Annotated in this window: 25 protein-coding genes, 1 tRNA gene and 1 pseudogene; 6 read left to right on the top strand and 21 right to left on the bottom strand. The window is 70.3% G+C overall.

Annotation, left to right across the window (positions count from 1 at the left end):
- Window positions 1-44 precede the first annotated feature (44 nt).
- The 4 genes from SAVERM_RS21675 to SAVERM_RS21660 all read right to left on the bottom strand — a co-directional run bounded on the left by SAVERM_RS21675 (window position 45) and on the right by SAVERM_RS21660 (window position 4,616).
- Window positions 45-515, bottom strand: coding sequence for a PPOX class F420-dependent oxidoreductase (locus SAVERM_RS21675; protein ID WP_010985619.1), 471 nt, complete (start codon window positions 513-515; stop codon window positions 45-47).
- A 69-nt stretch (window positions 516-584) separates the two neighbouring features.
- Window positions 585-1,406, bottom strand: a complete 822-nt coding sequence (locus SAVERM_RS21670; RefSeq protein ID WP_010985618.1) for a YceI family protein — start codon at window positions 1,404-1,406, stop codon at window positions 585-587.
- 110 nt (window positions 1,407-1,516) lie between these two features.
- A complete protein-coding gene (locus SAVERM_RS21665; protein WP_466091093.1) occupies window positions 1,517-4,006 on the bottom strand; it encodes an MFS transporter in 2,490 nt (829 codons plus the stop codon).
- A gap of 94 nt (window positions 4,007-4,100) precedes the next feature.
- Window positions 4,101-4,616 carry a MarR family winged helix-turn-helix transcriptional regulator gene (locus tag SAVERM_RS21660; protein ID WP_010985616.1) on the bottom strand — a complete coding sequence of 172 codons (516 nt, stop codon included), beginning with the start codon at window positions 4,614-4,616 and terminating at the stop codon, window positions 4,101-4,103.
- A gap of 243 nt (window positions 4,617-4,859) precedes the next feature.
- On the opposite strand from SAVERM_RS21660, the gene SAVERM_RS21655 reads away from it, so the two are divergent.
- Complete coding sequence (locus SAVERM_RS21655) at window positions 4,860-5,060, top strand: hypothetical protein (RefSeq protein ID WP_037647654.1); 201 nt, start codon at window positions 4,860-4,862, stop codon at window positions 5,058-5,060.
- Between the two features lie 28 nt (window positions 5,061-5,088).
- Here SAVERM_RS21655 and SAVERM_RS21650 read toward each other — a convergent pair whose 3' ends face one another.
- The 5 genes from SAVERM_RS21650 to SAVERM_RS21630 all read right to left on the bottom strand — a co-directional run bounded on the left by SAVERM_RS21650 (window position 5,089) and on the right by SAVERM_RS21630 (window position 8,807).
- The gene (locus tag SAVERM_RS21650; RefSeq protein WP_010985614.1) at window positions 5,089-5,904 is read right to left on the bottom strand and encodes a hypothetical protein; all 816 of its coding nucleotides are present in this window, start codon (window positions 5,902-5,904) and stop codon (window positions 5,089-5,091) included.
- 84 nt (window positions 5,905-5,988) lie between these two features.
- Complete coding sequence (locus SAVERM_RS21645; RefSeq protein WP_010985613.1) at window positions 5,989-6,912, bottom strand: RNA polymerase sigma factor SigF; 924 nt, start codon at window positions 6,910-6,912, stop codon at window positions 5,989-5,991.
- A 244-nt stretch (window positions 6,913-7,156) separates the two neighbouring features.
- Window positions 7,157-8,086: an RNA polymerase sigma factor SigF gene (locus SAVERM_RS21640; protein WP_010985612.1), complete on the bottom strand. Its 930-nt coding sequence runs from the start codon at window positions 8,084-8,086 to the stop codon at window positions 7,157-7,159.
- Window positions 8,087-8,287: 201 nt separating this feature from the next.
- The gene (locus tag SAVERM_RS21635; protein WP_010985611.1) at window positions 8,288-8,581 is read right to left on the bottom strand and encodes a Dabb family protein; all 294 of its coding nucleotides are present in this window, start codon (window positions 8,579-8,581) and stop codon (window positions 8,288-8,290) included.
- Window positions 8,582-8,627: 46 nt separating this feature from the next.
- Window positions 8,628-8,807 carry a hypothetical protein gene (locus SAVERM_RS21630; RefSeq protein ID WP_010985610.1) on the bottom strand — a complete coding sequence of 60 codons (180 nt, stop codon included), beginning with the start codon at window positions 8,805-8,807 and terminating at the stop codon, window positions 8,628-8,630.
- Between the two features lie 1,720 nt (window positions 8,808-10,527).
- Between SAVERM_RS21630 and SAVERM_RS21620 the strand changes: the two are divergent.
- Window positions 10,528-11,583, top strand: a pseudogene (locus SAVERM_RS21620) (tyrosine-type recombinase/integrase); the annotation flags it as partial.
- Window positions 11,584-11,622: 39 nt separating this feature from the next.
- On the opposite strand, the gene SAVERM_RS21615 reads toward SAVERM_RS21620, so the two are convergent.
- The 6 genes from SAVERM_RS21615 to SAVERM_RS21595 form a co-directional block, all read right to left on the bottom strand.
- The gene (locus SAVERM_RS21615; RefSeq protein ID WP_137865203.1) at window positions 11,623-11,922 is read right to left on the bottom strand and encodes a hypothetical protein; all 300 of its coding nucleotides are present in this window, start codon (window positions 11,920-11,922) and stop codon (window positions 11,623-11,625) included.
- Window positions 11,915-12,322, bottom strand: coding sequence for a hypothetical protein (locus SAVERM_RS42425; protein ID WP_137865204.1), 408 nt, complete (start codon window positions 12,320-12,322; stop codon window positions 11,915-11,917). The genes SAVERM_RS21615 and SAVERM_RS42425 overlap by 8 nt, the downstream gene beginning before the upstream one ends.
- Before the next feature lie 183 nt (window positions 12,323-12,505).
- Window positions 12,506-12,590: transfer RNA gene (locus tag SAVERM_RS21610), tRNA-Ser, on the bottom strand.
- Between the two features lie 65 nt (window positions 12,591-12,655).
- Window positions 12,656-13,084: a tRNA adenosine(34) deaminase TadA gene (gene tadA, locus SAVERM_RS21605; protein WP_010985607.1), complete on the bottom strand. Its 429-nt coding sequence runs from the start codon at window positions 13,082-13,084 to the stop codon at window positions 12,656-12,658.
- A gap of 403 nt (window positions 13,085-13,487) precedes the next feature.
- Window positions 13,488-14,039 (bottom strand): tRNA adenosine deaminase-associated protein, encoded by a 552-nt coding sequence (locus tag SAVERM_RS21600; RefSeq protein WP_010985606.1) that lies wholly within the window; start codon window positions 14,037-14,039, stop codon window positions 13,488-13,490.
- Between the two features lie 364 nt (window positions 14,040-14,403).
- Window positions 14,404-14,586 (bottom strand): hypothetical protein, encoded by a 183-nt coding sequence (locus tag SAVERM_RS21595; RefSeq protein ID WP_037647647.1) that lies wholly within the window; start codon window positions 14,584-14,586, stop codon window positions 14,404-14,406.
- Window positions 14,587-14,776: 190 nt separating this feature from the next.
- Here SAVERM_RS21595 and upp point away from each other — a divergent pair, with 190 nt between their 5' ends.
- Window positions 14,777-15,412: a uracil phosphoribosyltransferase gene (upp, locus tag SAVERM_RS21590; RefSeq protein WP_010985605.1), complete on the top strand. Its 636-nt coding sequence runs from the start codon at window positions 14,777-14,779 to the stop codon at window positions 15,410-15,412.
- A 213-nt stretch (window positions 15,413-15,625) separates the two neighbouring features.
- Here the strand turns inward: upp and SAVERM_RS21585 are convergent, their stop codons facing one another.
- Window positions 15,626-16,255 (bottom strand): LytR C-terminal domain-containing protein, encoded by a 630-nt coding sequence (locus SAVERM_RS21585; RefSeq protein WP_010985604.1) that lies wholly within the window; start codon window positions 16,253-16,255, stop codon window positions 15,626-15,628.
- A 146-nt stretch (window positions 16,256-16,401) separates the two neighbouring features.
- Window positions 16,402-16,698 carry a type II toxin-antitoxin system VapB family antitoxin gene (locus tag SAVERM_RS21580; protein ID WP_003999914.1) on the bottom strand — a complete coding sequence of 99 codons (297 nt, stop codon included), beginning with the start codon at window positions 16,696-16,698 and terminating at the stop codon, window positions 16,402-16,404.
- Window positions 16,699-16,803: 105 nt separating this feature from the next.
- Between SAVERM_RS21580 and SAVERM_RS21575 the strand changes: the two genes are divergently transcribed.
- On the top strand, window positions 16,804-18,396 hold the full coding sequence (locus tag SAVERM_RS21575) for a helicase HerA-like domain-containing protein (RefSeq protein WP_037647645.1): 1,593 nt from the start codon (window positions 16,804-16,806) through the stop codon (window positions 18,394-18,396).
- 54 nt (window positions 18,397-18,450) lie between these two features.
- Here the strand turns inward: SAVERM_RS21575 and SAVERM_RS42765 are convergent, their stop codons facing one another.
- The 4 genes from SAVERM_RS42765 to SAVERM_RS21560 all read right to left on the bottom strand — a co-directional run bounded on the left by SAVERM_RS42765 (window position 18,451) and on the right by SAVERM_RS21560 (window position 20,441).
- A complete protein-coding gene (locus SAVERM_RS42765) occupies window positions 18,451-18,591 on the bottom strand; it encodes a hypothetical protein (RefSeq protein ID WP_154696729.1) in 141 nt (46 codons plus the stop codon).
- 56 nt (window positions 18,592-18,647) lie between these two features.
- The gene (locus SAVERM_RS21570; RefSeq protein ID WP_042493383.1) at window positions 18,648-18,986 is read right to left on the bottom strand and encodes a hypothetical protein; all 339 of its coding nucleotides are present in this window, start codon (window positions 18,984-18,986) and stop codon (window positions 18,648-18,650) included.
- A gap of 94 nt (window positions 18,987-19,080) precedes the next feature.
- Entirely contained in the window at window positions 19,081-19,749 is a 669-nt protein-coding gene (locus tag SAVERM_RS21565; protein ID WP_010985601.1) for an HdeD family acid-resistance protein, read from the bottom strand.
- A 65-nt stretch (window positions 19,750-19,814) separates the two neighbouring features.
- Window positions 19,815-20,441 (bottom strand): HhH-GPD-type base excision DNA repair protein, encoded by a 627-nt coding sequence (locus tag SAVERM_RS21560; protein WP_010985600.1) that lies wholly within the window; start codon window positions 20,439-20,441, stop codon window positions 19,815-19,817.
- Between the two features lie 223 nt (window positions 20,442-20,664).
- Here SAVERM_RS21560 and SAVERM_RS21555 point away from each other — a divergent pair, with 223 nt between their 5' ends.
- Both SAVERM_RS21555 and SAVERM_RS21550 read left to right on the top strand, forming a co-directional pair.
- On the top strand, window positions 20,665-22,872 hold the full coding sequence (locus tag SAVERM_RS21555) for a penicillin acylase family protein (protein ID WP_010985599.1): 2,208 nt from the start codon (window positions 20,665-20,667) through the stop codon (window positions 22,870-22,872).
- Complete coding sequence (locus SAVERM_RS21550) at window positions 22,862-23,476, top strand: GNAT family N-acetyltransferase (RefSeq protein ID WP_010985598.1); 615 nt, start codon at window positions 22,862-22,864, stop codon at window positions 23,474-23,476. Before SAVERM_RS21555 ends, SAVERM_RS21550 begins: the two co-directional genes overlap by 11 nt.
- Window positions 23,477-23,479: the final 3 nt, after the last annotated feature.

Genomic DNA, 23,479 nt, shown 5'->3' with positions numbered 1-23,479 from the left:
CGGACCGCCTACGGCCGGCCCGTCCACGGCGACGGACGGGCGCCCTACTCCTGCGAAGCGAGCCGCGCCGGGAAGCCCCCCGTCGCCACCGGTCCCCAGCGTTCGGGGGTGATCCGGATGATGGACTTGCCCTGCTTGATCATCGCCTCCCGGTACTCGTCCCAGTCGGGGTGCTCCCCGGCGATGTTCCGGTAGTACTCCACCAGTGGCTCGACGGAGTCGGGGGTGTCGAGGACCTCGGCCGTGCCGTCGATCTGGACCCACGGCCCGTTCCAGTCGTCGCTCAGCACGATCAGGCTGACCTGCTCGTCCCGCCTGGCGTTGCGCGTCTTGGCGCGCTCGGGGTAGGTCGAGACGACGATGCGCCCGGAGTCGTCGACCCCGCAGGTCAGGGGCGAACCCTGGGGGCTCCCGTCGGTGCGGCGCGTCAGCAGGATCGCGCGGTGGCGGGGACGTACGAATTCCAGCAACTCGTCCAGCGATACGGAGGTGTTCGTCGCGATGTTCGGTGCCATGCGGGCAGCTTAGGGTCCCCGGCTGCCGGTGCCGGGCTGCCGCTCCCGGTGAGGGTGACCCTGCTGGGCCTACGCCTGCGGCAGCGTGTCGCCCTGTACCGCCTGGATGTCCAGCTCCACCTTCAGCGTCGTACCGATCGCCGTGATGCCCGCCTGGATCACCTGGTTGTAGTTCATCGCGAAGTCCTCGCGCCGCAGTTCCGCCGTGGCCCGGAAGGCCGCCCGCGTACCGCCCCACGGGTCCGAGCCCGTGCCCAGATAGGCGAGGTCCAGGTCGACCGGCCGTACGACCCCGTGCATGGTCAGTTCGCCGTGCACCGTCCAGCGGTCGGAACCGGCCGCGCCGATGCCCGTCGAGCGATAGGTGATCTGCGGGTACGTCTCCACGTCCAGGAAGTCCGGCGACTTCAGGTGCCCGTCACGCATGGCGTTGCCCGTGTCGATGGACGCGGCGCCGATGACGGCCTCCACGCGGGACTTCGCCACGTCGTCGGGCGCGATCTCGATGCGGCCCGCGAACTCGGTGAACCGGCCGTGCACGCTGGAGATCCCCAGGTGCTGGGCGACGGCACCGACGGAGGAGTGCGCCGGGTCGATGGTCCAGGCGCCGGGCGGCGGCAGTTCGGTGCCGCCCTGCCGAGCCAGCGTCACAGTGCCGACCTCGGCCCGGCCGCTCGCCGTGACGATGGCGCTCGACGCGGCCGGCGCGTACCCCACGGCGGTGACGATCACGGTGTGGGCGCCGGGCGCCAGCGCGGTCCCGTCGCGGACGACGCCCTCCCCGTCGGCCTCGGCGCGCACCACCTGGGCGCCCGTCATATCGGTCACCGTGACGACCGCGTGCGACACGGCCCATCCGTCCCGGGTGCGGATCCGTGCGGTCAGTCCCATCGTGTGCTCTCCCTCTAAATCCTTGGAAATCCCCGTGAAACGCTCAAAAAAATCCGGCCCGCGGGGGCGCACCTCCGCTCAGAGCGCGCCCCCACGAGCCGGGGTCCTGCCTACTCGCCCGGGTGGGAGAGCGCGATGTCGTGGTCGTCGACGCCGCGGCCGCCCACCGTCAGGGCCGTCGCCACCGGCGGGTAGCCCGTCGCGATGACGGTGTACTCGCCGCTGTCCAGGTCGGTGAAGGCGTACGCGCCGTCCGCACCGGTCCTGGCCGTGCCGACCACGTTGCCGGCCGCGTCGACCAGCGTGACCCGCGCGTCGCCGAGCGGCCCGCCCGGTGCCCGGACGACACCCTGGACCTGCGCGCCGGAGCTGAGCTCGACCTCGACCCGGGTGACCCCGGTGCCGCCGACCTCGACGGGCAGGGCGAGCGGACGGTGACCCGCCGCGTTCACGGCGACCGTCACGGCGCCCGGCACCAGCTCGGCGAACGAGAACTCGCCCTGCTCACCGGTCGTCCCGGTGGCCAGCACATCGCCCCGCACATCGGTCACGATGACCATGGCGTCCTTGACCGGGGTCCCGGTCTCGACGGCCCGCACGACCCCGCTGAGGCCGCTGGTGCCGCTCAGCAGGATGTCGTACGCGACCGGCTCGTCGTTCACGACGATCGTGGAGGCCTGCGGCTGGAAGCCGTCGGCGGAGGCGATCAGGACGTACGAGCCCGTGCCCGGCGCGTCCACCGCGTAGGAGCCGTCGAACTGCGCGACCGACCGGCCGAGCTGCCGTCCCGCGAGCGAGATCAGCGTCACCGCGGCCTGCGGGACGGGGGCGCTCTCGGTGCCGCGGACGTAGCCGCGTACCGGGATCCCGCCGAAGGCCTGCTCACCCGGGCCGGCGGCCATCGTGGCGACCGCGGACAGCGGCTGCGTGCCCTCGGGACCGGCCTCGGTGGTGGCGACGGCCCAGCTGGGGACCTTCTCCTGTTCCTGCGCCGCGCCGGACGCCGTGGCGGCCTCGGTGGCCTCCGCGACCTCGGGGGTTCCGGTGACACCGGTCGGCGTCGCCGCCTCGGCGTTGGCCTGAGCGGCCTGCGCCAGACCGCCGGAGGTCCGCAGCGGAACCTCCTTGATGAAGAGGGTGACGACGAAGGCCAGCAGCGCCAGGCAGGAGGCGATCAGGAAGACGTCCGCGATGCCGTGCCCGTACGCGCTCTCCATCACGGTGCGCAGCGGCGCGGGCAGCTTGTCCATGTCCGGGATGCTGCTGGAGGAGCTGGACCCGGCGGCCGCGGCCGCGTACTTCGGGCCGAGGTCGGTCAGGCCGTCCTTGACGTAGTCGGTGATCCGGTTGGCCATGACCGCGCCGAGCGCGGAGACACCGATCGCACCGCCGAGGGACCGGAAGAAGGTGACGGTCGAGCTGGCCGAGCCGAGGTCCTCGGGGGCCACCTGGTTCTGCGTCGACAGCACCAGGTTCTGCATCATCATGCCGATGCCTAGACCCATGACCGCCATGAAGATCGCGATCTTCCAGTAGTCCGTGTCGTAGCGGATCGTGCCCAGCAGGCCGAGGCCCGCCGTGACCAGGACGCCACCGCTGACCAGCCAGGCCTTCCACTTGCCGGTCTTGGTGATGACCTGGCCGGAGACGGTGGAGGAGATGAACAGGCCACCGATCATCGGGATGGTCATCACGCCCGACATGGTCGGGGACTTGTCGCGGGCCAGCTGGAAGTACTGGCTGAAGAACACCGTGCCGGTGAACATCGCGACACCCACGAAGAGCGAGGCGATGGAGGAGAGGGTGATGGTGCGGTTGCGGAACAGCCGCAGCGGGATGATCGGCTCGCTCGCCTTGGCCTCGACCAGCACGAACAGCAGCCCGAGGACGATCGCGCCGCCGACCATCGCGTAGGTCTGCCACGAGATCCAGTCGTACTTGTCACCGGCGAAGGTGACCCAGACCAGCAGCAGCGAGACCGCCGCGGAGATGAAGAACGCGCCGCCCCAGTCGACCTTCACGTCCCGCTTCACGACGGGCAGGTGCAGGGTCTTCTGGAGCACGATCAGCGCGATGACCGCGAACGGCACACCGACGTAGAAGCACCAGCGCCAGCCGAGCCACGAGGTGTCGGTGATGACACCGCCGAGCAGCGGGCCGCCGACGGTGGCGACGGCGAAGGTCGCGCCGAGGTAGCCGGAGTAACGGCCCCGCTCGCGCGGGGAGATCATCGCGGCCATCACGATCTGGGCGAGGGCGGAGAGACCGCCGACGCCGACGCCCTGGACCACCCGGCAGGCGATGAGCGTGCCGGCGTTCTGGGACAGACCCGCGGCGGCCGATCCCAGCACATAGATGACGAGGGCTATCTGGACGAGTGCCTTCTTGCTGTACAGGTCGGCGAGCTTGCCCCACAGGGGCGTGGTCGCGGTCATGGACAGCAGCGCGGCGGTGACGACCCAGGTGTAGGCGGACTGGCCGCCGCCCAGGTCACCGATGATCTCGGGCAGGGCGTTGGAGACGATCGTCGACGACAGGATCGCGACGAACATGCCGAGCAGGAGACCGGAGAGGGCCTCCATGATCTGCCGGTGCGTCATCGGGGCGCCGTCGGGACCGCCTCCGTGCTTGGCGTGAGAGCCCCGCACACCGGCTGGTGTGGTCGTTGCCATGGGCTTCCTTTTCTTACGTGTCTTATGCGGGTGTACGGGTGGTCGGAACGGGCGGGCCGACTACGTCGTCGGCCTCCGTCGAATACGGGTGCGGGGGCCGCAGCGTGGAGCGGCAGTCGCCGAAGCTCTCGCGCAGCCGGGCCATGAGCTGGATGAGCAGACCGACCTCGTCGTCGGACCAGTCGCTCAGCCGTTCGGCCAGGAGCTGCGACGAGCGCCGGGACAGCTCGCCCAGCTGCTCCTTTCCCGCAGCGGTGAGGTGCAGGATGCGCGAGCGCTTGTCCGCGGGGTCGGGGGACCGTTCGATCCAGCCCCGGTCCGCGACGTGGGTGACATGGCGGCTGGTCACCGACATGTCCACGGCGAGCAGCTCGGCGAGCCTGCTCATCCGCATGTCGCCGTGGCGGCCGAGCAGCGTGAGCACGGCGGCCGAGCCGCCGGGACAGTCGTGCGGCAGGATCCGCGTCATGTCCCGCTTCACGGCACCGAAGGCGCTGAGCTGACGGGCCAGTTCCTCGTACTGCGTCTGCTCGGCCATCACACCTCCCGTATTCGTTGCTTAGGGCAACCATAGGAAAGTTGGTTGCCGCAGGCAAACTAAATAGGGTCTTCAGGGATAAAAACTTGGCAAAGGCAAGTATTGGCAGGCGTAAAGCCGCAGGTGGGGAGGTCAGGAGCGGTCGATCGACGCCCTGCCCGTCCCGTGGCCGAGGGCGAGGACGTCCGGCCCGGCAGGGGCCCCACTTGGGTAGTCCCCGCGTATTCGCTAGGGTCCTGGGCCATGGCTAACACCCAGGGCCCCGAGGGCAACTACGACCCCGCCGGCAGCACCCAGATGTTCCGTGCCTTCGTCGACGAGGGCCCGCAGGGCCGTCAGCAGCCGCAGGCGCCCGCTCCCGCCGGACCCCGCCTCGGCCTGATCGTCGGCATCGTCGTCGCCGTGGTGGTCGTCGCGGCCGTCGCCTGGCTCGCGCTGAAGTAATCGTCCGGGCGGCCGGGCCGGCGGCAGCTCACTCCCCCTGGACGGACACGTCCCGGGTCTCGATGTGCATGCCCAGCGGTACGCGCCAGGCGTCGACGCACACCGTCCAGGTCTTCTTCCGGGTGGCGCCGGCGGCGATCGGGACGGGCAGGTCCTCGGTGGACTCGATCGTCGCCCAGTCGATCCCGAGCGCCCCGATGATGTGCGTACCGAAGGTCACCGTGCCCGAACGCGCCGCGCCGCCACCGGTGTTGTGAAAGGAAACGGTCACCTTCTCGCACCACCGCTTGTCGGACGCTTCGCGCACGGGAGTACTCACGCTCAGCGCGGCGGGCCCGCCGAGCGTCGCACTCCCGCCCGTCGACGTGCCGCCACCGCCGCCGCCCCCGCCCCCGCCGCCGGACGACACCGACGGGGTCGGCGAACCTCCGTGCGCACGACCGGGGTCGGCACGGCCGCCCGACGGCGCGGAACCGGAGCCTTCCGGCGCACCGGACGCGGACGGCCCCGAACCGCCTTCGCCGCCGGGTGAGTTGCCGTCGGCCGCCGAAGACTTTCGGCCGGGGCTGCCGGAGACGGACGCACCGTCCAGCGGCACCAGCGTCACATCCCCCGTAGGAGCCGCCGCCCCGGACGCCCGGGGTGTGTCCCCGGGGCCCACCGCGGCATACCCCCCGCCGCCCCCGCCGTTTCCGCACGCGGCCAGTACGGCTCCCAGGCAGACCAAAGCCGCCGAGGCGCCCGCAAGAGCGCCTCGGCGGCCATGTGTCGGTGCTGCACCCGGCCTACGGCCAGGCCCTCCGCTCAGTCCTCGACTCAGCCTTTGACTCGGCCCTCGACGCATCGCGCCAGTGTGGCTGACGATCCGTCAATTTTGAACCCTCAGGCACCTGTACGGCCTCTCAGGCACCTGCGGGTCCGCGAGGCCTCAGTCGGAGATGAGGCCTTCCCGCAGCTGGGCCAGCGTGCGGGTCAGCAGGCGGGAGACGTGCATCTGTGAGATGCCGACCTCCTCGCCGATCTGCGACTGCGTCATGTTGGCGAAGAACCGCAGCATGATGATGCGGCGCTCGCGCGGCGGCAGCTTGGCGAGCAGCGGCTTGAGCGACTCGCGGTACTCCACGCCCTCCAGTGCCGTGTCCTCGTAGCCGAGGCGGTCGGCCAGCGAGCCCTCGCCGCCGTCGTCCTCGGGGGCCGGGGAGTCGAGGGAGGAGGCGGTGTAGGCGTTGCCCACCGCCAGTCCGTCGACCACGTCTTCCTCGGACACGCCGAGGACGGCGGCGAGTTCGGCGACCGTCGGCGAGCGGTCCAGCTTCTGGGAGAGCTCGTCGCTCGCCTTGGTGAGGGCCAGGCGCAGCTCCTGGAGGCGGCGCGGCACGCGGACCGACCACGACGTGTCCCGGAAGAAGCGCTTGATCTCGCCCACGACCGTCGGCATCGCGAACGTCGGGAACTCGACGCCGCGTTCGCAGTCGAAGCGGTCGATCGCCTTGATCAGGCCGATGGTGCCGACCTGGACGATGTCCTCCATCGGCTCGTTGCGGCTGCGGAAGCGGGCTGCCGCGTACCGTACGAGCGGGAGGTTCAGTTCGATGAGGGTGTCCCGGACGTACGCGCGCTCCGGGCTGCTCTCGTCGAGTGCGGCGAGCCGCAGGAAGAGGGAGCGGGACAGGGTGCGGGTGTCGATGGCCCCCGAGGTCTGCGGAGCCGGGACTTCCGTGGCCGGAAGGTCCGGGGCCGGAAGGGTCGGGGCTTCCGAGGCCGGGACGGCCGGGACGTCATGAAGCACGTCGGGCGCGGATTCGCTCTTCGTGAGCGTGAGCACCTTCGAGCTGCCCTGGTCTGCGGACATGCCACCCCCTTTGGGTCGCGGACGGTCGCGGCGGACGCTCCCGTCGGAGGAACGCAGCCTCCACCTGAATACCGGAGGCGAGGCCGCGGCAAACGCGCTTCCGGCAGAATGTCACATGTCGGCAACACGCTGTAGTGACATGTCGACATGGAGAGGGTGAATACGCCCTGGATAAAGGGGGTCTGACGGTTTATCAGCGCAGAACTGTCGGGAAGAGCGCCGATGAGCGATTCGCTCTTGTCGGTTACGCCTCGATCCTGTTTGCGGATCGCAGTCGCGCGAAGCTACGGGCGAGCAGCCTTGACACATGCATCTGGGAGACACCCAGTTCGGCGCTGATCTGGGACTGCGTCAGATTGCTGTAGTAGCGCAGGAGGAGGATGCGCTGTTCGCGCTCGGGCAGCTGTACGAGGAGATGCCGTACGAGGTCGCGGTGCTCGACCCCGTCGAGGGCCGGGTCCTCGTAGCCGAGCCGGTCGAGGAGTCCCGGCAGCCCGTCGCCCTCCTGGGCCGCCTCCAGTGAGGTCGCGTGGTACGAGCGTCCGGCCTCGATGCAGGAGAGCACCTCCTCCTCGGTGATGCGCAGCCGCTCGGCGATCTCGGCCGTGGTCGGGGAGCGCCCGAAGGCGGTCGTCAGGTCCTCGGTCGCGCTGTTCACCTGCACCCACAGTTCGTGCAGCCGGCGCGGGACGTGGACCGTACGGACGTTGTCGCGGAAGTACCGCTTGATCTCGCCCACGACGGTCGGCATCGCGAAGGTCGGGAACTGCACGCCCCGGTCGGGGTCGAAGCGGTCGATCGCGTTGATCAGGCCGATGGTGCCGACCTGGACGACGTCCTCCATCGGCTCGTTGCGGCTGCGGAAGCGGGCGGCCGCGTAGCGGACGAGCGGGAGGTTGGCCTCGATGAGCGCCCCGCGGACGCGGCTGTGTTCCGGACTGCCCGGACGCAAGTCCTTGAGCTGGGCGAAGAGCACCTGGGTGAGGGCGCGGGTGTCGGCGCCGCGGCGCTTCTCGGGGGCGGCGGCGGTGTCCTGGAACTGGGTGGGAGCGGGGGTCTGAACGGGGGTCTGAACGGGGGTGGCGGCCTGGGCGGGGGCGGTGGCGGGTAGGACGGAGGGGGCCGGAGCGGGAGCCGGAGCACCTTCCTGGGGTGGCGCAGTACTGGCCGACAAGGTCAACGCCACCTCTTCATCCGTCAACGCATCCGTCAACTCACCGTCAAAAGCGGTCATAGCATCACAAGACATGTGCACTGTGTGCAAGCACCGCATAACTCCGTGTTGAAGGCGAGTTGGGCGTGTTATGGGGCGTAGGGCGCGCAAAAGCCCCCGGCCGGTTCGGCGGAGGGCTTGTGCGGGCTTGTCCGGGGGCGCTCAGAACTCGTAGTCGGCGATCACCCACGTGGCGAACTCCCGCCACAGTGCGACGCCCGCCTGGTGTGCCGGGTGCTCCAGATAGCGCTTGAGGGCGTCCGTGTCCTCGACCGCCGAATTGATCGCGAAGTCGTACGCGATGGGCCGGTCGGTGATGTTCCAGTCGCACTCCCAGAAGCGCAGCTCGTCGATCTGACCGCCGAGGGCGCGGAAGGCGCGTACGCCCTCCACGACGCGCGGGTCGTCGCGCTCGACGCCCTCATTGAGCTTGAAGAGGACCAAGTGGCGGATCACGGGTGCTCCCAGGGGTGCGACGTCGGCCGCCCGGCTCCGGGGAGCCTCAGTTCTTGGCCCCGTCGGCGATCCATGACATGAAGTCGCCGATGGCCTGAGCGGCATTGGAGATGCCCTCGAACCCTATCTGGACATAGTCGGCCGCTTTGGCCGGGTCTGTGATGATCACGTAGAGCACGAAGACCACGAGCACATAGAGAGCGATCTTCTTCGACTGCACCGCCACCGCGGCCTCCCCCGTCTCCTGCGCCCCGCGGGGCCCGGTTGCCGCCGGTGAGTGTAACCCGGGCATGTGTTCGGAGGCCCCTAAAGGATCACGTGTCCACCACGTCCTCACCGCGCCTTTGCGGACCAACGCGCGGAGGGCGGAGGACCCTTGCCGGGCCGTGTGCCGGGCCGTGCGGGGGACAGGGGCGGCTGAGGGCCGGCCGGCGGTGGGGGGTGGGGGCGGACACGGGGCGCGGCAGGGAATCCGGGGGCCCGGTCCCGTCCCGGACGCACGAAGGGCCCCGTCTTTCGACGGGGCCCTTCACAAGCGGTAGCGGAGGGATTTGAACCCTCGGTGACTTGCGCCACACTCGCTTTCGAGGTCTGTTCGTGCTGGTCAGAGCGCGATACGCGCGTGTTCAGGGGCGTTCATTTCGGTACTGGCGCCGTGCCCGAGGGTCGGTTTGAACGACCCTGGACGACTCTGAGCAGCAATGAATGAGACGGAAAGTGAGACGGGCGGAGTCTCGGTGGGGCACCCAACCCCGCCCCCCGTTTGCACTGGTCAATGGGCGCAAGCTGGAGCGGTTCCAGCCGCAGGCACCTCCGCCCCGCCTGGTGAAGCTTTACGGCTCCTGCGCCGCTTCTGCGCACTCCGGGTGGCCTTGAACAATGCTGCGGAGATGCCGGAGGAGAGTACTGCGAAAGCGACCCAGGCTGTCGTCGCCGGCCCGTTCGCAGCCTGCGCGGAGAAGATGACGGCGGCGTAGCATCCGGCGGTGCTTATGAAGAGCACCCCGCACAGGGTGAACCCGGCGGCCTCTAGGCGACGCTGAATCCGGTCTAGCTCCTTGAGCCGGGATGCGACTTGTGTAGGGGAGAGGCCATTACACACAGCAGCCTCCGGTGGCGGCGGCCCTCGCGGTGTAGTTCCAGGGGTGACGAGCCGTGACCTGCGTCTCGTCAGTCTGGCACTTTCTAGGTGCATCACTACGATGGGACATGGGTGACGACTCCTCTGGAGATCGGCTGAAGACCCGGCGGCCCCCTGTTCGCAGCAGGGGGCCGCAGCCGTTTCAGGGCTGCGGCTGGCCACCGTGAAGACCCCTGTAGGGACCTCCTGCACTGATGACAGCGAAGCGCGACGAGGGAATCAAGGAACGTGTGATGCGTCACAATTGTTCAACTAGGCCATCGAAAATTGCCCGTCACTGCCCGTAGTGCAGCGCAGGTCAGGCCGTACGGCTCGCCGAAGTGCAGTGTCGTCGGCGGAGTGGCCAATACCCCTACCTCGGCCCCGGGTCAAGCCGAATCGTCGGGGGTAGGCCATCTTGCGTGATGCAGATCACACAGTGGGCCGGATTGTCGCTCGCATGGTGGTGCACCGAGAGGTCCTAGCCCCTCGGGGCTGGTGGCGTCAGACCTCTTGTGAGCGCAAGGAAAAGACGGCGGCAACGTAAAAGATTAACCCTCTGCGCACCCAGGGCCGGAGGCGTCCAGAGCCGCGATTACGGCCGCAGTATCGCCGTCGTACACGAGGTGCGGTTCGTCTGCCTGAGGGGGGATGAACCGGGTGCGGTACCGCTGGAGGTCGCTCTCCGAGAAGTAGATCGAGTTGGGATCTTTCGCGTGGAACTCGTTGCGCTTGCTGATCCTCGCCCACAGCTCGTCATGGCTGGCTGCGAGGTAGACCAGCACAGGAGTGGCACCGGCGTCGAGGGCGATGTCTCGCCATCTCGCCAGCTGTCCGCGAGCTGGAGCAGCAACGCGACGCCAAGAGCATCCGAAAGGCGGGGCGTCCCTGGACGGTCAAGACGTGGCTGACGCACTGGGTCGAGAACATTGCCCCGCTCGCAGTCAACGAGAACACCATGGTCGGGTACGGCGTCGCCGTGCGGAAGCACCTGATCCCCGCCCTCGGTGCTCACCGGCTGGACAAACTCAAGCCCGAGTACATCGAGGCTTTCTACGGGCGCATGGTCGCCGACGGCCGGAAGGCGGGGACGATCCACCAGATTCACCGCACCTTCCGCACCGCGCTGAACGAAGCGGTACGGCGCGGCCACCTTGCCCGGAACCCCGTCCAACTCGCCAAGTCCCCGCGCGTCAGCGAAGAGGAGATCGAGCCCTACACCGTCGAAGAAGTACAGCGGCTCTTGCGGGCGGCCGACTACCGCAGGAACTCCGCCCGGTGGGCCGTCGCCCTCGCCCTCGGACTCCGGCAGGGTGAGGCGCTCGGACTCAAGTGGGCGGACGTCGACCTTGACCGGGGCGTGCTCATGGTCCGGCGGAGCCGCCGCCGACCGCGCTACGCCCACGGGTGCGGGGACACCTGCGGGAGGAAAGCCGGGTACTGCTCGCAGCGTCAGCGGACCAACCCGGAGACGGCTGACACGAAGTCTCGCGCCGGTCGGCGGGCCGTGGGCTTGCCCTCACAGCTCGTAGACCTGCTGCGGACGCACCAGGCCAAGCAGCAGGCCGAACGAGCGGCGGCCGGCGCCGACTGGACGGACGAAGGATGGCTCTTCGCGACGCCGACCGGGCGCGGCACATCACCCCGGACGGATTACGACGACTGGAAGGAGTTGCTTGACGATGCGAAGGTCCGAGACGGCCGACTGCACGACGCCCGTCACACCGCCGCCACAGTCCTGCTGATCCTCGGAGTCTCGGAGCGGGCCGTCATGGGGCTCATGGGCTGGTCCACCACGGCCATGGCTGCGCGGTACCAGCACATGGTGGACTCAGTTCGCAGCGATGTTGCTCGTCAGCTTGACGGGCTCATCTGGGAGTAGCCGTTTGCCGCAGGGGGCGGTGACGGTCACTGCCCCCTGCTACTGCACAGCCTTGCCGCCCAAGAGCCCGACCATGGCGCCGAAGCCCAGATTTGCGAGGGTCGAGCAGGTGTCCATAGCGGACTTGGCAGCCTCAGTCGGTTTCTCTACGAAGATTCCGATGTAAAGACTGGCAAGGAGTGTGAGCACTGTGATCACGGTCACGCAGATGAAGACCAGCTTGAAGTGCGCGGTTACCGTCGTGACCCCTGGGGCGGCGGCAACCGCTTCTGGCGCTGTCTCAGGTGCCAGAGCTGGGGTGGCAACGTCGGTGCGGGTGTTCGCGAGGCTCTCACTCACCTGACCCACCCCCTGCTCCACCCGGTGTTCCCTGGGTGCTCGAGGACTGCACAGTGGAGACACCACCCGTGAAGGTGCTGATGTTGTAGATGGTGTTTTGACTAGAGGGTGTGTCGTCTGGGGGTACTTCTGGCGTCTCGTCTGAAGGGCCGCTGTTGTCCTGGCGTACGCGTTCGTTCGCCAGGCCTGCCACGCGTACGTACTCGTCAATGGCCGCTGCGACTTCCTTGAGGCTGGGGCCGCTTACTTCAATCCGTTTGCCGTCAACCTCGACGAACATGGATGTTTTCCTCGGGCGGCGGAAGATCGAAGCCAAAAGGTCCCGAACGATGCCGCTTGCTGCCGCAGCAACGATCACCGCTGCCCAGCCAATGAGCAGTGAGATCACTCCAGCATCCATGCTCCGCCCCCCTCAGGCGCCTCGGCGCCTGCATCGGTTCACTCACTGAGAGTGTGCTCCCCGAAAGCTCGATGCACGCCGTTTATAGAGATCTGCCTGCACCCAGCGTCTCGATTGAGACGGGAACTGAGACGGAAGCCGAAGAGGCGCACGGTTCGATGAACCGTGCGCCTCTCCTACCTGCGGTAGCGGAGGGATTTGAACCCTCGGTGACTTGCGCCACACTCGCTTTCGAGGCGAGCTCCTTCGGCCGCTCGGACACGCTACCGAGGGAGACCCTACCCCAAGGGGGGCCGTGGTCTGAAATCCGTATCGGGGGGCCCGGGGTCCGGGTCAGCGTTCGCGGAAGAACTCCGTGAGGAGGCCGGCGCACTCGTCGGCGAGTACGCCCTCGATCACCTCGGGCCGGTGGTTGAGGCGTCGGTCGCGTACGACGTCCCAGAGGGAACCGGCCGCGCCGGCCTTCTCGTCGCGGGCGCCGTAGACGACCCGGTCCACCCGGGACTGTACGAGCGCGCCCGCGCACATCGTGCAGGGCTCCAGCGTCACCACGAGGGTGCAGCCGGACAGCCGCCACCGGCCGAGCCGTTCGGCGGCCCGCCGGACGGCCAGTACCTCCGCGTGCGCCGTCGGATCGCCGGTCGCCTCGCGTTCGTTGTGCCCGCGGGCGATCACCGAACCGTCCGGGGCCAGCACCACGGCCCCGACGGGGACGTCCGCGCTCTCGGCGGCGCGTACGGCCTCCGTCAGGGCGAGCCGCATCGCGGCCCGCCAGGGGTCACGTACCGGATCGGGCCGCTCGGCCGTCCGGGCCGTCTCCTCCGCGTTGCTCACCGGAATTCCAGAGCCTCTCCGGCAGGGCGTCATGCCGCGGCCGCGGGGTCCGGCACGCGCGTCCGCCGTGCTGTCCCGTCCGGGCGCAGCCGGGACCGGGAGCGGGGGAGGCCGAGGGGACATGGCCCTCGCCTCCACCGCCCGGCGGCCGCCCGCGCCGAACCCCGCTCACCCGCGCCAACAGGACGCCGTTGTTCGTACTCCGACGTGTTTCTTTGCCGGAGGTGTTCTTCTCCGACGTGTTCCTTCTCGGGCGTGTTCGTTCTTCGGCGTGTTCGTTCTTCGGCTTGTTTCTTCTCGGACGTGTTGCTTCTCCGAGCGAGGACACGCCCTAGCGGACGGTCTCCAGGACCTCCGCGGCTCCCAGGGCCTCGGCGATCGAGCTGAGAGCGTCGTCGGCGTCGAGAGCGCGCAGCTCCTTCTCGCCGACGCCCAGGTCGTCGAGGATCTGGCTGTCGCCGACGGGGCTGTGCGACACCGCGGCCTCGCCGGTCGCGCCGTCGTCATCGTCGTCGTCGGCGGTGTCCGTGTCGCTGTCGGGTTCACCGTCCTCGGTGCCGTCGAGGTCGAGGGAGTCCAGGTCGGCGACGTCGTCGTCGCCGGGCTCCCGTCCTAGCAGTTCGTCCGTGAGCAGGATCTCGCCGTACGAGCTGCGGGCAGCCGCGGCGGCGTCCGAGACGTAGATACGAGGGTCCTCCTCGCCATCCACGCGGAGGACCCCGAACCACGCGTCCTCCTGCTCGATGAGCAGGAGCACCGTGTCCTCGTCCGAGGCTTCACGGGCCAGGTCGGTCAGATCCGACAGGGTTTCCACATCGTCGAGCTCTGTGTCGCTCGCTTCCCACCCGTCTTCGGTGCGCGCGAGCAGTGCGGCGAAGTACACCGTGACTCTCCCACTGGTCATAGGTGTGCCGGTTGGGGGTCCCCCCGGCGGAGGTTTGTGGACGGGGAGTGCTGCTCCGAGCCCCGCCCACTCGGAATCGTGGCAGAAAGAGAGCGTTCAGGGGACGTCTTCGGCCTGCTGTGTCTGGCTGTTTTGATCGCTCGGTCGCCGTCGGGGGCGCGCCCCCACGGTTCGCTTGCTCTCGGGCCCACCAGCGCACTCGTAGCCGCCACGGGTGGATCGTACGCGGCCGGGGACGCCGCATATGCATGCGGCCACACCACGGCGTGGGCGCGATCACCCTGTGGAGCAGGCCTCATTGCGCCGCTGCGGGTCCTTTGCGGTGGGCGCGCGCCGGGCGCGGCTACCAGCGGAAGGTGCGCATGCGCATGGCGCGGCGAAGGCGGGCGGCCTTGGCGCGGCGGGGCTGGACGCGCTCGCGCAGCTCCCGGGCCTCCGTGAGTTCCCGCAGGAACTGGGCCCGGCGCCGCCTGCGCTCTGCCTCGGTCTCCCGCTGTTCCGTCGAGTTGCCGTTCCGCTCCGGCATAGGCACACCACCCCAGGTACGTCCCTCCCACTTTCCCCCTGATGGCCGGTTTGATGCCCTCGTGGATCGAAAGGGGCGGGTGTGGATCCCCTCGAGCAAGGTGGCTGTGGGTGACGGGCGGGCGGCCTCAGCAGGGGGCCTTGCCCGGCGGGCCGGTGGTGGGCCCGGGGAGCCCGGTTACTGTTAGGGCATGCGTCTCCACGTCGTCGACCACCCCCTGGTCGCCCACAAGCTCACCACTCTCCGCGACCAGCGCACCGACTCCCCGACCTTCCGTCGGCTCGCCGACGAGCTGGTCACCCTGCTCGCCTACGAGGCCACCCGGGACGTGCGCACCGAGCAGGTCGACATCGTGACCCCGGTCGCCCCGACCACGGGCGTCAGGCTGTCCCACCCGCGCCCGCTGGTCGTGCCGATCCTGCGCGCCGGTCTCGGCATGCTCGACGGCATGGTCCGGCTGCTGCCGACCGCCGAGGTGGGCTTCCTGGGCATGGTGCGCGACGAGGAGACGCTCCAGGCGTCCACGTACGCGACCCGGATGCCGGACGACCTTTCCGGGCGTCAGGTGTACGTCCTGGACCCGATGCTGGCCACCGGCGGCACCCTCGTGGCGGCGATCCAGGAGCTGATCAAGCGCGGTGCGGACGATGTGACCGCCGTGGTGCTGCTCGCCGCCCCGGAGGGCGTCGAGATCATGGAGCGCGACCTGGCGGGCACGCCGGTCACGGTCGTGACGGCCTCGGTCGACGAGCGCCTCAACGAGCACGGCTACATCGTCCCCGGCCTGGGAGACGCGGGGGACCGGATGTACGGGGCTGCCGAGTAGGAGCACCAGCGGGACGCCGTAGGGGGCTGCCGCGCGGTTCCGCGTACGGGATCGCCGAGCGGTTTCTGGCGTACGGGACTGCTGAGCGGTTTCTGGCGTACGGGACTGCTGAGCGGTTCGGACGCACCGGCACTGCTGAGCAGCCCCGTTGACCGGCACTGCTGAGCAGCCCCGTTGACCGGCACTGCTGAGCAGCCCCGGTGCGCGTGGCTGCTAGCAGTTCTTCTTCGTGGCGGTGGACGTCGGCGCGGGACCGGTCAGCTCGGCCAGGGCCTTGTCGGCGTCCGCCTTGCTCGTCAGCGCCTTGAAGCCGGTGCCGATGATCAGGTCGACGGCCGTGCCCTTGCGGCCCGCGTCCGTGCGGCGCTCGGCGTCGGCGAGCTGCGTGCCGAGGACCGGCAGCGAGGTGTCGAGGGAGGCCTCGGGGCCGAACAGTATGCCGACGCCCTTGACCTTCTTGTCGTACTCACTCGTCGCGTTGCCCACGTCGCCGATGCGGAAGCCGCGCTTCTTCAGCTCGTCCGCGGTCTTCTTGGCGAGCCCGCTGCGGGGCGTGGCGTTGAAGACGTTGACGGTGATCTTCCCCGGCTCGGGAAGTGCCTTCGCCGCGGCTGTGGTCGGGGTGGCGGAGGGGCTCGCCCCGGTCGCGCAGTGCGCCTTGGAGCTCGCGGCGGTCGCCCGGTCGCCGCCGCCCGTGAAGACGTCGATGAGCTGCAGGGTGCCCCAGCCGATCAGGCCCAGCGCGGCCGCGGACGCGATGACCGCGAACACGAGCCTGCGGCGCCCTCGGGGGCGGCGCATCCGCGGGTATTTGTCCCCCGTGATCCGGTACTCGCCGCCCATGCCAGGGGGAGTCAGCATGCTCATGGGCGCAGCGTAGTGTGCCCGCGCTGCGATTCCTACTAAATGATCATTGCCCGGTGCCCAGTCCAACCCGAAAGGGGCAACGCGCGGGCGCTCCCGGCCGGTCTCGGGCCGGGCCGCGGGTGTCAGTCCAGTTCGAGCACGCGTGCGTGCAGTACCTGGCGCTGCTGGAGTGCCGCGCGGACGGCGCGGTGCAGCCCGTCCTCCAGGTACAGGTCGCCCTGCCACTTCACGACGTGCGCGAAGAGGTCGCCGTAGAACGTGGAGTCCTCGGCGAGCAGCGTTTCCAGGTCGAGTTGGCCCTTGGTCGTCACGAGCTGATCGAGGCGGACCGGGCGCGGCGCGACGTCCGCCCACTGCCGGGTGCTTTCCCGGCCGTGGTCGGGGTACGGCCGGCCGTTTCCGATGCGCTTGAAGATCACACGGAAAGCCTACCGGTCAAGACCTTCCGGGCGCAGCCAGCACGACGGAGTGCGACGCTGGAAATGACGCAGCAAAGCGGTGCAAATCGGGAACAGGGGCCTGAGATGAGTGACAGGGAGACCGTGCCGCAGGCCGAGACCCCCGAGGTGGCCGGGAGTGCTCCCGCACTTCCCCAGGAGGCCCTGAAGATCGCTTCGGGGTACGCCTTCGCCGGTCCCGCCCTCGATCTGGGCGCCCTCCTGTGGGACGGCCGGTGCCTGCCGGACGCGCAGATCCGCATCCCGCTGCCCATGCTCAACCGGCACGGGCTGGTCGCGGGCGCCACCGGCACCGGCAAGACCAAGACGCTCCAACTGATCGCCGAGCAGCTGTCGGCGCAGGGCGTGCCGGTGTTCCTCGCGGATGTGAAGGGCGACGTCTCCGGCATCTCGGCGCCCGGCCGGGAGAACGACCGGGTGCACGGCCGGGCCGCCGAGGTCCACCAGGAGTGGGCGCCGGCCGGCTTTCCCAGCGAGTTCTACGCCCTGGGCGGCATGGGCCACGGCATCCCCGTACGCGCCACGATCACCAGCTTCGGACCGGTCCTGCTGTCCAAGGTGCTCCAGCTCAACCAGACCCAGGAGCAGTCGCTCGGCCTTATCTTCCACTACGCGGACCAGAAGGGTCTGGAGCTGGTGGACCTGAAGGACCTGCGGGCCGTGGTCGCCTTCCTGACCTCGGACGAGGGCAAGCAGGAGCTGAAAGCCCTCGGCGGGATCTCCACGGCCACGGCCGGGGTGATCCTGCGTTCCTTCACGGCGTTCGAGGCGCAGGGGATGAGCCCGTTCTTCGGGGAACCCGAGTTCGACACGAGTGAGCTGCTGCGCACGGCGTCCGACGGCCGGGGCACGGTCTCGGTCCTGGAACTCCCGGCCGTGCAGGACAAGCCGCAGCTCTTCTCGACCTTCCTGATGTGGCTGCTCGCGGACCTCTTCCACGATCTCCCCGAGGTCGGTGACGCGGATCAGCCGAAGCTCGTCTTCTTCTTCGACGAGGCGCATCTGCTCTTCAACGACGCGTCGAAGGCGTTCCTCGACTCCATCACGCAGACCGTCCGGCTGATTCGCTCGAAAGGGGTCGGCGTCTTCTTCGTCACGCAGACCCCGAAGGACGTACCGGCGGACGTCCTGGCCCAGCTCGGGAACCGTGTCCAGCATGCGTTGCGCGCTTTCACGCCCGACGACCAGAAGGCGCTGAAGTCGACGGTGAAGACGTTCCCGAACTCGGCGTACGACCTGGAGGAGGTCCTGACGGGCCTGGGCACCGGCGAGGCGGTGGTCACCGTACTGAGCGAGAAGGGCGCGCCGACGCCGGTGGCGGTGACCCGGCTGCGGGCCCCGGAGTCGCTGATGGGGCCGGTCGACGCGGCCGTACTGGACCAGGCGGTGAAGTCGTCGCCCCTGTACGGGCGGTACGCGCGGGCGGTCGACCGGGAATCGGCGTACGAGAAGCTGACGGCGCGGGAGGCGGAGGCGGCCGGCCGCCGGGAGGAGGAGCCCGCGGCCCGGGGGCGCACCGCGGCTCCCGCCGAGGAGCCCTCGGTCGTCGAACAGGTGGTCGGCAGCGGGGTCTTCAAGTCCCTGGCCCGCTCCCTGGGCACTCAGCTCGGCCGGGAGATCACCCGCTCGATCTTCGGTACCGCGAAGCGGAGACGGTAGGGCGCGCGACGATGATGCGCGGGCGGCCGTCCCCTCGGGACGGCCGCCGTCTCGTTACTCGCGTTCCTGTCCGTGCGGAGCCGTCCGCTGCGGCTTCTTCGCCGACTGCTTCGGCTGGGCCTTGGGCTTCGGCGTACTGCGTACGGCCTCCGCGCGCAGAAGCGCGTGCAGGACCGCGTACGGGTCGCTGTGCATGGCTGTGTCCTCGCGTCGCTGATGGGGTGACCTGACCGGTTCGGGAACCGGTCCTGTCAGCAGCGCAGGACCACCGTGCGCAGGGCGTGCAGCACGGGGGAGTGCGGCGGCCGTACGGCGAAGGGAAGGGGAGCCGACGGCTGCGGGCATCCGACGGCGCGGGGCGCAGGCCGCAGCGGGGCGGTCCGGGGATGGCCGGGCCGCGCCGGTGGGCGCAGCGCTGTGCCGAGTACGTCGTGCTCCGCGCCGTACGACTCGGTGGACACCGCGGCGGCCGGCCCTGCCAGGGCCTCGGTGTGCGCCCCCGCGACCAGCAGGGCGAGCAGCAGCATGAGCAGCACCCGCAGCCGGGGACGCCGGCGCGGCGAGTGCGCGGGGCGCCGGTCGGGGCTCATGGGACGTGATCTCCCCGCCGGACCGGGGTGGTTCACCGGGCGGGCCGGGAGATCCCTCGTCTTGGCGTATGGGCGGGGCACGGAGTTGACGCCGTCACAGTGCGGGCGGCAGCTGCTTGGTGATCCGGCGGATGCGGAGCGCCGTGACGATCTCGGTGACGCCCACCGCGATGAGCCAGCAGCCGCCGACGAGTGCGAGGACGCCGACCGAGGTGAACGGGGACACGATCAGCACGATCCCCGCCAGGAAGCTGACGATGCCCAGGACGATCTGCCAGCCGCGGGCCGGCGCCTCGGGGTCGGACGCGGCGGCCAGGGTCAGGGTGACTCCGCGGAACAGCCAGCCGATGCCGATCCACAGCGCGAGCAGCAGGATCGACTGCATCGCCCCGCGGAGGCAGAACAGCCCCAGCAGGATCGACAGGGTGCCGCTGATGAACGCCATGACCCGCAGGGAGGTCGCGACGTGCGTCCCGAAGGCGGAGGCCAGTTGGAGCACCCCACTGAAGAGGAGGTAGAGCCCGAAGAGCACGCCCGCCACGACCAGCGTCGTCTCCGGCCAGGCCAGCACCATGACGCCCAGGACGAGCGCCGCGATCCCGGCGACCAGGAGGGAGTGCCAGGCGGTGCGGGACAGTACGTGGAGGGGGCCCTCGACGGCATCGCGGCCGGAGCGGTCGGCCAGCGGATCACGGGCGGCCGCGTGCACGCGCCGGTCGTCGTACTGGGGACCCCTGGGAGAGCCGTTCGGTGCCTCGGTCATGCCCCATGCTGTGAACGCGCCCGCCGTCCCTGCCACCGGGGTGAGCCGACCGGCTGACCTGCCGGCTACTTCCCCGTCTTCGGGGACTTCGCGGCCTTCTCCGCCTTGGCCGCCGCCTTCAGTTCCTGCTTGTGCGCCCGCACCTTGGCCAGCGACTCGGGCCCGGTGATGTCGGCGACCGAGCGGAACGCCTTCGGCTCGCCGTACGGTCCCGCCGCCTCCCGCCATCCCGGGGGCCGCACGCCGAACTGCTTGCCCAGCAGGGCCAGGAAGATCTGTGCCTTCTGAGCCCCGAAGCCGGGCAGTTCCTTCAGCCGCCGCAGCAGTTCCGCGCCGCTCTCCACGCCCTCCCACACCGCGCTCGCGTCACCGCCGTAGTGCTCCACCAGGTACTGGCACAGCTGCTGGATCCGCTTGGCCATGGACCCGGGGTAGCGGTGCACGGCCGGTTTCCTGGACAGGAGTTCCGCGAAGGCCTCGGGGTCGTACGCCGCGATCTCGTGCGCGTCGAGATCGTCCGTGCCCATCCGCTGGGCGATGGTGTACGGCCCGGCGAAGGCCCACTCCATCGGCACCTGCTGGTCCAGCAGCATCCCGATCATCACGGCCAGCGGGCTGCGCCCCAGCAGTTCGTCGGCCTCGGGCTGCTGGGCGAGATGGAGCGTGACGCTCTTGGGGTGCTTGGGGTCCATGGACCGATGATCGCGCCTACCGGCTCGGGCCGCGCGCCGTCCCCGGTGCGCTCGCCCGCCGCTTCGGGGAGTGCGCGCGGCCCGAGCCGGTTCCCCGCGGTCGTACGCCGTCGGGTCCGTGGCCGTTGTGCTGCCCCTGTTCCCCTCGTTTCCCACCCCTCGCGTACGATTTCGCCGCAATCGAAGTTAGGTTAGCCTAACCTGAAAGAATTGGGGACGGTTCGTGACCATCGAGATCTACCGCGACGCCTGGGGCATCCCGCATCTGCGGGCCGGCGGCGCACGCGAACTCGCCCGCGCCCAGGGCCGGGTCACGGCCGTCGACCGGGCGTGGCAGCTGGAGGTCGAGCGGCATCGCGCGCGGGGCACCTCGGCGTCCTTCCTCGGTACGGAGGCCGCGGCCTGGGACGTGTTCGCGAGACGGTCCCGCCTCGACGACACGGCCAGACGCTGCTTCGCCGCCCTGGAGCGGACGGACCCGGAGACGGCGGACTGGGTCCGGGCGTACGTGGACGGTGTCAACGAGGGTCTGGCCGAAGGGGCCCGCCGCGCACCGGAGTTCGCGGCCACCGGTCTGGTCCCCGGCCGTTGGGAGCCCTGGACTCCGCTGGGCGTCTGGCTCGGTACGCACATCCTGTTCGCCGGCTTCCCCGCCAAGCTGTGGCGCGAGGAGGTCGTACGGCGGCTGGGTGACGAGGCGGTCGGTCTGTTCGCCACCGACGGGCCGGGCACCGCCGGCAGCAACGGCTGGCTGGTGAGCGGCGAACGGACGGTCACCGGGCAGCCGGTCATCGCGGGCGACCCGCACCGCTTCATCGAGGACCCCGGCGTCTACCAGCAGATCCGCCTCTCCTGCCCCGAGTTCGACGTCGTCGGCCTCGCCGTCCCGGGCGTTCCCGGCATCGCCCACTTCGCCCACACGGGCAAGGTCGCCTGGGCCATCACCAACGCGATGGCGGACTACCAGGACCTGTACCGCGAGCGGCTGCGGCGCACCCCGGACGGGAACGGGAACGGGAACGGAATCGGAGACGGGACCGGGACCGGGGACGGAGCCGGGGGCGGGGCGGGCGTCGAGGCCCTGGACCCGGACGGCACGTGGCGGCCCGCGGCGCGGCACACGGAGACGGTCGAGGTGGCCGGGGGCGACCCGGTCGAGGTGGAGGTGATCGAGACCGCCCGCGGGCCCGTCGTCATCGGCGGCGTCACCGGAAGCGGCGACGATCCGATCAGCCTCCGCTACCCGCCCCGCGTCACCGAGGACCTAGGCTTCAGCGCCCTCCTCCCCCTCCTGCGCGCCCGCGAGGTCGCCGATGTGGACCGGGCGTTCGACCTCTGGGCCGAGCCGGTGAACGTCGTCCAGGCGGCGGACACCGAGGGCGGTCTGCTGCACCGCGTCGCCGGAAACGTGCCCTTGCGCGGCCGGGACAACCGCACGCGGCTCGTCCCCGCCTGGGAGCCCGGTCACGAGTGGCACGGCTGGCACGAGATGCCGCGCGGGACGGTCGAGGACGGCCTCGCCGTGATGGCGAACCAGCGCGGCCCGGCGACCCCCCTCGGCGTCGAGTTCGCCCCGCCCCACCGCGCGGCCCGCATCCGCGAACTGCTGGAGGAGCGGCCCACCTGGTCGGCCCCGGACATGGCGGCCATCCACATGGACACCCATCTCGCCTCCGCGGGAGCCCTGTTGGACCACCTGGCCGCCCTCGACGGCCTGACCCCGCAGGCGTCCGCCCTGCGCGACCGCCTCCTGAGCTGGGACCGCCGGATGACGGCCGCCAGCACGGAGGCGGCCCAGTACGCGGAGCTGCGCGGCGCGGTCGTACGGCGCCTGGCCGCGCACCCCGCCTTCACCGCGCTGACCGACCCGCCCGCCTACCCGGAGGTCTTCCGCCCCTGGCTCGCCCTCCTCCCCCGCGTCGGCTTCGCCCTCGAAAACCTGCTGAAGGCGGACGAGCTGTACGGCATCGACCGCGCCGCCGTCGTCCGGGAGGCCGTCGCGGAGGTGGCCGCGGAGACGGCCGGGAAGGCGGCCGCGGAGACGGTCAAGGCGGCGGGAGCGTCCGGCACCTGGGGCGACACCCACCGCCTGGCCCCCTGGCGCGCGCTCCCCACCGCCGCGTACGCCGCGCCGGCCTCGCCCGCCTCGTACGCGTACGACGAACCCGGTCTGTCGGGCGACCACGACTGCGTGCTGTGCACCTCCGCGGTCCCGGGGCTGACCGACCTCAGTGCGCGCGGCCCCGCCGCCCGCTACGTCTGGGACCTCGCACGGCGCGAGGACAGCCGCTGGGTGGTCCCGTTCGGCGCCTCGGGTGTCCCCGGCTCACCGCACCACCGCGACCAGCTCCCCTTGTGGCTCAAGGGGGACCTCGCCCCGGTCGTCACCGACTGGGAGCACCTCACGAAGGAGAACTCCGATGACCGCTGAGCCGTACGCCCCCGCCCGCCGGGCCGTCCACGAACAGGTGGTCGAAGGCTTCGGCACCGTCCGCATCCTGCCCCTCGACCCGCCCGCCGACGTGGACGTGGTCCACGGCTGGGTGAGCGAGGAGCGCGCCGCCTTCTGGGGCATGAACGGGCTGACGAAGGAGCAGGTCCTGGAGGTGTACGCCCATCTGGACACGCTCGACACCCACCACGCCTTCCTCGCGGTCAAGGACGGCGAACCGGTCGCCCTCTTCCAGACGTACGAGCCGGAGGCCGACCGGGTCAGCGAGTGCTACCAGGTCGAACCCGGCGACATCGGCGTACATCTGCTGCTCGCCCCGGCCGGATCCGGCGGCGGCCGTCCCGGCTGGTCGGCCGCGCTGCTGACCGCGTTCACCTCGTTCGTCCTGGTCGGCCTGGACCGGCGGCGGATCGTGGTCGACCCCGACGAACGCAACACGAAGGCGATCGCCCGCTTCGTACGGCAGGGCTTCGTGCCCGGCCCGCGGGTGGTCCTGCCCGAGATCGACCTGCCGGACGTGTACCTGCCCGAGAAGCGTGCCCAGTTGGCCTTCCTCACCCGGGAGGCGGCGTTCGGAAAGTAGCCT

It is taken from the genome of Streptomyces avermitilis MA-4680 = NBRC 14893 (assembly GCF_000009765.2).
Taxonomy (GTDB): domain Bacteria; phylum Actinomycetota; class Actinomycetes; order Streptomycetales; family Streptomycetaceae; genus Streptomyces; species Streptomyces avermitilis.
The sequence above is the reverse complement of the archived record's forward strand: the minus strand, read 5'-3'. Positions and strand labels throughout refer to the sequence as shown.

Bases quoted from the DNA above. Each gene is read 5' to 3' on its own strand.
- SAVERM_RS21675 (WP_010985619.1), bottom strand. From the start codon at position 515: ATGGCACCGAACATCGCGACGAACACCTCCGTATCGCTGGACGAGTTG.
- SAVERM_RS21670 (WP_010985618.1), bottom strand. From the start codon at position 1,406: ATGGGACTGACCGCACGGATCCGCACCCGGGACGGATGGGCCGTGTCG.
- SAVERM_RS21665 (WP_466091093.1), bottom strand. From the start codon at position 4,006: ATGACGCACCGGCAGATCATGGAGGCCCTCTCCGGTCTCCTGCTCGGC.
- SAVERM_RS21660 (WP_010985616.1), bottom strand. From the start codon at position 4,616: ATGGCCGAGCAGACGCAGTACGAGGAACTGGCCCGTCAGCTCAGCGCC.
- SAVERM_RS21655 (WP_037647654.1), top strand. From the start codon at position 4,860: ATGGCTAACACCCAGGGCCCCGAGGGCAACTACGACCCCGCCGGCAGC.
- SAVERM_RS21650 (WP_010985614.1), bottom strand. From the start codon at position 5,904: ATGCGTCGAGGGCCGAGTCAAAGGCTGAGTCGAGGACTGAGCGGAGGG.
- SAVERM_RS21645 (WP_010985613.1), bottom strand. From the start codon at position 6,912: ATGTCCGCAGACCAGGGCAGCTCGAAGGTGCTCACGCTCACGAAGAGC.
- SAVERM_RS42425 (WP_137865204.1), bottom strand. From the start codon at position 12,322: ATGGATGCTGGAGTGATCTCACTGCTCATTGGCTGGGCAGCGGTGATC.
- tadA (WP_010985607.1), bottom strand. From the start codon at position 13,084: ATGCGGCTCGCCCTGACGGAGGCCGTACGCGCCGCCGAGAGCGCGGAC.
- SAVERM_RS21595 (WP_037647647.1), bottom strand. From the start codon at position 14,586: ATGCCGGAGCGGAACGGCAACTCGACGGAACAGCGGGAGACCGAGGCA.
- upp (WP_010985605.1), top strand. From the start codon at position 14,777: ATGCGTCTCCACGTCGTCGACCACCCCCTGGTCGCCCACAAGCTCACC.
- SAVERM_RS21585 (WP_010985604.1), bottom strand. From the start codon at position 16,255: ATGGGCGGCGAGTACCGGATCACGGGGGACAAATACCCGCGGATGCGC.
- SAVERM_RS21575 (WP_037647645.1), top strand. From the start codon at position 16,804: ATGAGTGACAGGGAGACCGTGCCGCAGGCCGAGACCCCCGAGGTGGCC.
- SAVERM_RS42765 (WP_154696729.1), bottom strand. From the start codon at position 18,591: ATGCACAGCGACCCGTACGCGGTCCTGCACGCGCTTCTGCGCGCGGAG.
- SAVERM_RS21570 (WP_042493383.1), bottom strand. From the start codon at position 18,986: ATGAGCCCCGACCGGCGCCCCGCGCACTCGCCGCGCCGGCGTCCCCGG.
- SAVERM_RS21565 (WP_010985601.1), bottom strand. From the start codon at position 19,749: ATGACCGAGGCACCGAACGGCTCTCCCAGGGGTCCCCAGTACGACGAC.
- SAVERM_RS21560 (WP_010985600.1), bottom strand. From the start codon at position 20,441: ATGGACCCCAAGCACCCCAAGAGCGTCACGCTCCATCTCGCCCAGCAG.
- SAVERM_RS21550 (WP_010985598.1), top strand. From the start codon at position 22,862: ATGACCGCTGAGCCGTACGCCCCCGCCCGCCGGGCCGTCCACGAACAG.